The sequence below is a fragment of the Hyalangium sp. genome, assembly GCF_035629615.1.
Lineage (GTDB): Bacteria > Myxococcota > Myxococcia > Myxococcales > Myxococcaceae > Hyalangium.
The window spans coordinates 1-6,396 of record NZ_DASPHO010000643.1; the positions used below are offsets into that span (position 1 = coordinate 1).

Consider the following 6,396-nt stretch of genomic DNA (forward strand, 5'->3'; position numbering starts at 1 on the left):
CGTCTCCGAGCAACGAGGTGGACCCCCGGCTCAACGCGTCCGCTAGCGGCGCGTAGGTGTTGCCGCGGCTCCTACTAACGGAGGGGGATGGTCCACTGCTCTCCGTGCCGGCTGCCTCGCGCGCGCGCACGTGGCGGGCCGCCACCATGTACGATTCCCCTGTCCGTGCCATCCGCGCACGTACCAGTTTCTTGAAGTCTTTTTTCGCAGTCATCGTCTGTTCCCTTCGAGCCACAGCGTAAGACTGCCCATGCCCCTCACGCCTGGCTCCCAGGGTTGACGAGGTCCTTCAGCCCGAGGAGATCTTCTCCCCTTTGCCCCTCCAACGTTGGTCACCAGGCATGGGCTGGTGAGCAGGGGTCGCACGGTGGCTGCCGCGCATCCGCTAATATAAGGCGGACCACCGTTGGGCGCCACCGATCAGTAACGCCTCCGGTTCTTCTTCGGGGCTCTCCCAGGGCAGGCCCGCGTTGTGCTGGGCGGCCTTCAGGTCGTCTCGCAGGCGCAGCCCCTCGGCGCTCTGGCCTCCCTCGCTCAGGGCGGCCGGCTCCAGGTGCTCGGCGGGCACCTCAAAGAGGACGTCGTCAACCGCCCGGCCCACCTCCGTCCAGGCCCGCGCGGTGAGGCGCAGGTAGTGCAGCGCTGCATGGAGTGAGGGGTGCCCACGCGCCACCTTCTGCCGGGCCTTCTCCAGGCCCTGCAGCACCTCGAAGCGGAGGGCAGCTGTCAGAGGCATGGCCGCCCCCTCGAGCGCGCCCGCCACAGCAGCAGCTCGCGACACGCCACCACGCGCACCCAGTAGCTGGCGAGGCTGGAGTCCGGCTCAGGCACCTCGAGCAAGTGCGCGCCGATCTCCTCCACCTCCCACACTCGCTCGTCCGGTGCTGGCGCGGAGGGTGGCGCGGCCCGGTGTGCAGGGGCCTCCACCTCGCGCGGCAGCGCCTGGCGAGCCCTGGGCGTCTGCTGCCCTGGCGCCTTGCGCGGCAGCGGGGGCGGCTTCTGCTGCCGGTACGCACCGCGCACTCCCTCGGCCCTGGGTGCCGGCGGGAGCTGCCGGAGCACTGCCGCGTGCTCTGCCGGCACCCGCTTCGCGACCTCGCTCCTGCTCACGGTGGGAGTCGAGATACCCAGCAGCTGCGCCAGATGCGCCTGCGTGTACCCGAGGCGCTTGCGCAGCCTGGCTGCCTCACCCCCCCGTCACGGCGCAGCCCTCGCCGGCAGCACCGAGAAGAGGTCCGCCTGCACGGCCTTCAGGCAGTGCGGAGAGAGCCACACGCGCTCTCTCCGGGAGTTGGTCTTGTTGTCCCGGGCGTACCCGCCCTGTGCCACCCACGGCACGCAGCGCCAGGTGGGCGGCATGTCGTGCTCCCCCTCGTAACCGCACAGCGCTATCCGGAGCTGGGGGTTGTCGCCATTGGCGAGGCACCATTCGCGCACCTCGCGGCTCACCTCCTTGGACTCGTGCGCGTACAGCGACGGGTCTCGCCCTGGCCCTGCGTCAGGGTCGTACGGCGGGTCCAGCAGCACTCCCGTCACGCCTATCTGCGTCGTGGTGGCTGGGGTGAGGATCCGGCGCCAGTCTCCACAGCACGCCCGGACGTACCGAAGCCGCGCCGCCAGGGCTTCCATCCACTGCCGCAGCCCCTCGGCGCGCGCCCCTCCTGCGTGCACGCCCCTACCGGCAGCACCGCGGGACCCGCTCGTGTCCGGCTTCTGCTCCCAGACCTCCGTGGTGCGGTGGACGCCGCTCCCGCCCTTGCCGAGCCGCGGGCGCTTCCCATGCTCGTGCGTGTTGCTGAGGTCTCTCAGCCGCTTGGTGCCGTGGATGCCTCGAGCTGGAGCTCCCGCGTGAGCTCGCCCCTCCCACTCGGGAGAGGAGCACCACCCCGAGCCGATCCACTGGCTGATGCCCCAGACCCAACGCCCGGCTACCTCCGTGTCGAAGTACTCCGGGTCTGAGCGCATGCGTGCGCGGAACGCCGGGCCCAGCGGTCGCCGGCTCTCAGTGAGCGCCCCATCCAGAATGTCCCGGGCGAGCTCCGCATGGCCGGCATGCAGCGCCTCGAGCGCTCTCGCCGTCGCAAAACGGAGGGCGGCGCCCTCGTCCGGCGGCCCATTGACGAGCCACCTATGCCACGCGTGGAGGTCCGCTTCGTTGACTGGCGCGTCCGCGTGCCGAGCCACCTCTCCGGGGGCGTGCTGCACAGCCCTCCAGAAATTGGTCAGCGCGCGTGCATGACTGTTCGGAAATGTCGGGACTTTTCGCGCCTAAAACCCCCGACATTTCCGAACAGTTCCTCACCCGCCAAGGCGGACCGCAAGGCATGAGGTGAGCACTGTCTGGGAACTTCCCGCGCGCGACGGTGTCCAAGTCTCCCGAAACCCAAAAGCACGAGGGAGGCTGTTCATGAGGCGGAGCCGTGTGGCCGTCAGCGGGATCGTCTGCGCGCTGTTCATCGGAAGCACGCTGTTCGCAGGATGCCGCTCACGGGAGGAAGAGACCCCGCCGCTCGTGGAGAAGTTGGCGGAGAAGTCCGTGAAGAAGACGGAGGAGACGAAGCAGGATCCGCAGGCCGTCAGCTTCATCGCTCCCCAGGGTGGTAAGGACCCGGGCCCCCAGGCTTCCCCGAGCGCGCCGCGGCTCGAGACCGCCAAGATAAAGGCACCGCCCTCCGCCGCCCCCTCCTCTCGGAGTCCTCCGACAGGAGGCGTCGGGGCACTCGGGCTCCAAGGCACTGGCTCGGGCGGAGGCGGCCTGGGAACCCTCAGCGGGGCCTCGGGCTCAGTCACCCTCGGAGCCGGCGGCAGGGGCCAGGGAGTCGCCTACGGCCATGGCAGCGGCAGCCTCAACGGCAAGGCCGGAATCAAGTCCAGGATGATCACGGCGGGCTCCTCAAACAGGAGCCCGGCTCCCGCCGACACGGTGAGCAGCACCGAGCAGTACCGCGACGCGGGCATCAACCCCTTTGTCACCACGAGCGAGGATCGGCTCTCCACCTTCGCCATCGACGTGGACACCGGCGCGTACACCCTGGCCCGCCGGAAGATCCACGAGGGCTCACTGCCCTCGCAAGAGGGCGTGCGAGTGGAGGAGTTCCTCAACTACTTCCGCTATGACTACGCGGGCCCCACGGACGGCTCGCCGCTGGCCGTCCACATGGACGCAGCGCCCTCGCCCTACACGCCTGGCCGCCACCTGCTGCGCGTGGGCGTGCAGGGCAAGCAGCTCAGCATCTCCGAGCGCAAGCCCGCGCACCTCACCTTCCTGGTGGACGTCTCCGGCTCCATGCAGTCTCCGGACAAGCTGCCGCTGGCCCAGCGCGCCCTGCGCATGCTCGTGGACAACCTGCGCGATGGGGACACCGTGGCGCTGGTCACCTATGCGGGGAACGTGAAGGTGGCGCTGCCCCCCACCGGCCTGGAGCACAAGGCCGTCATCCACCAGGCCATCGCGGAGCTGCAGGCCGGCGGCTCCACCGCCATGGCCTCTGGCATCGAGCTGGCCTACCAGCAGGCCCTGAAGACCGTGGACGAGCAGTCCCTCTCGCGCGTCCTCATCCTCTCGGACGGGGACGCCAACGTGGGCGCCACCTCCCCCGAGGAGATCCTCAAGCTGATCCGCGGCTACGTAAAGGAGGGCATCACCGTCACCACCGTGGGCTTCGGCATGGGCAACTACAAGGACTCGATGATGGAGCAGTTCGCCAACCAGGGGAACGGCAACCACTACTACGTGGACTCGCTGATGGCCGCGCGCCGCATCTTCCAGGAGCAGATCGGCGGCACGCTGGAGGTGATTGCCCAGGACGTGAAGCTGCAGGTGGAGTTCAACCCGGAGCAGGTGGCGCGCTACCGGCTGGTGGGCTACGAGAACCGCGCCATCGCGGACATCCACTTCCGGGATGACAAGGTGGATGCCGGCGAGCTGGGCGCAGGCCACACCGTCACCGCGCTGTACGAGCTGGAGCTCAAGCCGGGCGCTGGCGAGGGCCTGGCCACCGTGCGCGTGCGCGCCAAGCAGCCGCGCGGAGAGAAGGCCTCCGAGCGCGCGTTCCCCTTCTCCGGGAAGTCCCTCGCGTCCTCCTTCGCCGCGGCGAACCGGGACCTGCGCTTCGCTACCGCGGTGATGGGCGCGGCCGAGCTCTTCCGAAGCAGCCCTCACGCGCGGCGCTGGAGCTTCGAGGTGGTGGAGAAGATCGCCCGCGAGGCCACGCCTCCCGGCAACGCGGAGCGCAAGGAGTTCCTCGAGCTGCTCGCGAAGGCCCGCCCGATGATCGAACGCGTGGCGGCGCGCTGACGCTCGGGCGCACCCAATCCCCCGGGTCACCTTCCGGCGGGTGCGCTCGGCCAACACTCCAAGCCCGCGAAACTCCCAGGGAATGCAGTGTCAGACCCCTTCTGTAGTGTCATCGCATCAACGACACACGAAGGGGTCGTACCCATGGCGGAAACCCGTGAGTCGCCACGCGTCTCGGTGAACAAGCTGGGGGAGTACCTCACCGCTACACCGGCCCGTCGCAAGCGCATCATCCATGATCAGAAGCACCCGTGTGATCCGCAGTACCTGCGCTACCCGGAGGCCTCGCACGCCATCACCGACTTCCTCTGCAACGGAATGAACGGCGCCATCCTCCGAGACCACCAGGCGCGCTTCTTCAACACCGTGCCGCAGTCGGAGTTCGAGGCCCAGCGCTTGCACCTGTGCATCGAGGCGCTGGATCGCTTCGCGGAGGCAGTGCCGAAGCTGGAGCTGGAGGACACCATCATCAGCGCGGTGGGGCAGGAGCCGCCCGTGCTGGAGGTGGCCGGCGTCACCATCAGCGTGCGGCCCGAGGTGGTGCTGCAGATGATGGACCGGCGCGGGGAGAACAAGGTGGGGCTGCTCAAGCTCTACTTCGCCAAGTGGCACCCGCTGGACGAGCGCTCGGGGCAGTACATCGCCACGCTCCTGCAGAGCTTCGCCGAGCAGCACCTGCGGCACCTGGGCCCCGTGGAGCAGCGGCTGATCCGCGTGGTGGATGTGTTCGCGGGCACCCTCTTCGAGGCGCCCAAGGCGAACACCCGCCGGCTCCATGACGTGGAGCTCGCGTGCGAGGAGATCGGCGCGCTCTGGCCCGTCCACTGACGTTGCAGGATGCATTCCGTTGAGCAGCGGGCGGCCGGGGTGTCCAGCTCCGAGCGCCCGGCTGAGTCAACGTGCCTTCCCGCGGACAGATGACGCGGAGACGTTCAGCCTCCCCTTGGTAGCAGCCAGGGCCATCCCCAGCCTTCGCCGCCCGCGCTCTCCTCCTGAGGGCAGAGCGCGGCACTACCACTGCGCAGTTGGAGGTTCATCAGAATGGCCGACAGAAGAATGGATAACGGCAGGGACGACGCCCGCAACGGTCAGCGCTCCCCGGTTCCCGAGAACGGGACGCCGGGAATCCTGGGCGGCACGGAGGTGCCCGTGCGCGGCACGGAGGTGTCGAAGCGCGCCGCGGACGTGTCCCCGCCCGGCTCTCGCGAGCGCTCCGAGTCCGACATCACCGGCTACAGCCCCGAGCGCGATGAGGATCCCAGCGTCCGCCAGGGCCGCTACCACCGCGCCGCTGCGCTGCGCCTGGCCCAGCCGCGCACCAGCACGGACATGGCCACGGGCATGGGCACGGGCACCGGCATGGGCATGAGCGGCATGGGCACGGGAGCCGGGCTCAACGCGCGCAGCGGCTGGGAGTCCCAGGGCGAATCCAGCATGAGCGGGCGCGGCCAGGGCGGCACCCTCCCGGGCCCCTACGGGCGGGATGACCGGGATGACCGCTCTGCCACCGGCATGGGCGGCGGGCAGCTGCGCATGGGCGAGCAGGACACCCGTCACTCGCTCGAGATGCGTCGCGACACCGGCGGAGAGAACTACCGCCCGTGGGAGCGCACCGGCTACGGCGTCGACGCGCCCCAGCTCCGTGAGGAGCGCGGCCAGTACGGCACCCAGGCCCCGTATGGGAACCAGGGCCCGTACAGCACCCAGGGCCAGCACGGCAATCCAGGTTCGTTCGGCAGCCAGGGTCAGCACGGCATGACCCATCAGGTCCAGCACGGCCACCAGGGCGCGCAGAGCGGCGAGCGGTATGACCCGCTGCTGGGCATGGGCCAGGCGAGCCCCGGGCAGCCGGGCATGGGGGTGAACATCGGCCGGACCGAGTCGTTCAAGGCCCGGAGCTCCGACACCGAGACCTCGCGCTCGGGACGTACGGGCGTCCTGGGCGGGCTGCTGCGCCGCCGCTGGCAGCGTGAGCCGCTCACCGCGCGGGAGATCATGACCCGCGGCGTGAAGACGGTGCGCCGCGACAGCCCGGTGCGCGAGGTGGCGCAGCTCATGAAGGACGAGGACTGCGGCGTCGTCCCCATCGTGGACAACGC

Annotated in this window: 6 protein-coding genes; 3 read left to right on the forward strand and 3 right to left on the reverse strand. The window is 69.8% G+C overall.

Annotated features, from left to right (window positions below):
- Nucleotides 1–385 precede the first annotated feature (385 nt).
- The 3 genes from VD972_RS32925 to VD972_RS32935 are packed head-to-tail and all read right to left on the reverse strand — an operon-like array spanning nucleotide 386 to nucleotide 2,205.
- A complete protein-coding gene (locus VD972_RS32925) occupies nucleotides 386–736 on the reverse strand; it encodes a hypothetical protein (protein WP_324992757.1) in 351 nt (116 codons plus the stop codon).
- The gene (locus tag VD972_RS32930) at nucleotides 727–1,176 is read right to left on the reverse strand and encodes a hypothetical protein (protein WP_414654173.1); all 450 of its coding nucleotides are present in this window, start codon (nucleotides 1,174–1,176) and stop codon (nucleotides 727–729) included. Before VD972_RS32930 ends, VD972_RS32925 begins: the two co-directional genes overlap by 10 nt.
- Before the next feature lie 21 nt (nucleotides 1,177–1,197).
- A complete protein-coding gene (locus tag VD972_RS32935; protein WP_324992758.1) occupies nucleotides 1,198–2,205 on the reverse strand; it encodes a hypothetical protein in 1,008 nt (335 codons plus the stop codon).
- Between the two features lie 202 nt (nucleotides 2,206–2,407).
- Here VD972_RS32935 and VD972_RS32940 point away from each other — a divergent pair, with 202 nt between their 5' ends.
- The 3 genes from VD972_RS32940 to VD972_RS32950 form a co-directional block, all read left to right on the forward strand.
- Nucleotides 2,408–4,297, forward strand: coding sequence for a VWA domain-containing protein (locus VD972_RS32940; RefSeq protein WP_324992759.1), 1,890 nt, complete (start codon nucleotides 2,408–2,410; stop codon nucleotides 4,295–4,297).
- Nucleotides 4,298–4,441: 144 nt separating this feature from the next.
- Nucleotides 4,442–5,125 (forward strand): hypothetical protein, encoded by a 684-nt coding sequence (locus VD972_RS32945; protein WP_324992760.1) that lies wholly within the window; start codon nucleotides 4,442–4,444, stop codon nucleotides 5,123–5,125.
- A gap of 213 nt (nucleotides 5,126–5,338) precedes the next feature.
- Nucleotides 5,339–6,396 (forward strand): CBS domain-containing protein (locus tag VD972_RS32950; RefSeq protein ID WP_324992761.1); only part of this gene is annotated, 1,058 nt, incomplete at its 3' end.